At 50.5% G+C, this 864-nt stretch carries 2 protein-coding genes; both read right to left on the reverse strand.

Annotated features, from left to right (window positions below):
* Positions 1-617: DUF4198 domain-containing protein (locus B3180_RS14925; protein WP_286845285.1), on the reverse strand; the 617-nt coding region annotated here is incomplete at its 3' end.
* A gap of 2 nt (positions 618-619) precedes the next feature.
* Positions 620-864, reverse strand: a 245-nt coding sequence (locus B3180_RS14930) for a DUF2271 domain-containing protein (protein WP_286845287.1), incomplete at its 5' end; no start/stop codon positions are given.

The raw sequence follows: 864 nt of genomic DNA on the forward strand, positions 1-864 counted from the left end.
CCCGCCGCAGCTGTGCCATCAATATTGAACTTAAAGGTAATGTTTTCGCCGGTGTATAAGTCATTTGGGTGAGTGACCGGTTCCAGTTCCAGACCTTTACCAGTTGGACCCAAAGTGTCATAGGTTGGTGCACCGGAGGTAACAAAAGTTTCTACACGATGTGAGCGTTCACTAACCTCCAGGTCTTTGGCGTTCTGAGGTACTTCCTTATAGAAATCCTCATTGGTTTTTTGCGAGCCACGAGGTGGCCAGTATTGGCGTTCACCTTCGGCGTCTACCCAACGTGCCGATAAGCCTGAGCTGGCTGAGTAAACGGTATATGTGCCTTCTTTTTCCAGCTCAACATCGAATACAGAGCGAAGCTTGCCCTTGTGGCCATTTTCTAAAGTCACGGCTGCACCATCGGGTGCCATGGCTTTTACACGGTCCAGTCCCAACGGGTAGTGGTCCGGATAGAAAATGCCGTTAGCAATAGCGGCGTCAAAAGTAATCCATTCCGAGTCGCCGGATACAATGGTTGCACTCGGCTTTATCCAGACACGATGGGCTTCACTACTGGCGCTGGCGAATAAGGTCAGAACGGCCAGACTGGTGGTCAGTACAGAAGATAATTTCATGGTTAAGGCTCCAGTTTTAATGACACGCGACCAAGCTCATGCTCGCCGGTGTCTGAGATGGATATTGGGCTTTCAATTGGTAAAGACAATGGCAGCCGCAACATTTCACGGCCGCCCAGTTCACGAGCTGCCTCTACGTATAAGTAATATTGACCGGCTTCTAGCTCCGGTAATTGAGTCAGTAAAGGTGTTAAGTCCACACGGTTATTGCCCGGGCGGCGCGTTGCACCTGACACGCCATCAATAC

The organism is Idiomarina sp. UBA4206, from assembly GCF_002383015.1.
Lineage (GTDB): Bacteria > Pseudomonadota > Gammaproteobacteria > Enterobacterales > Alteromonadaceae > Idiomarina > Idiomarina abyssalis.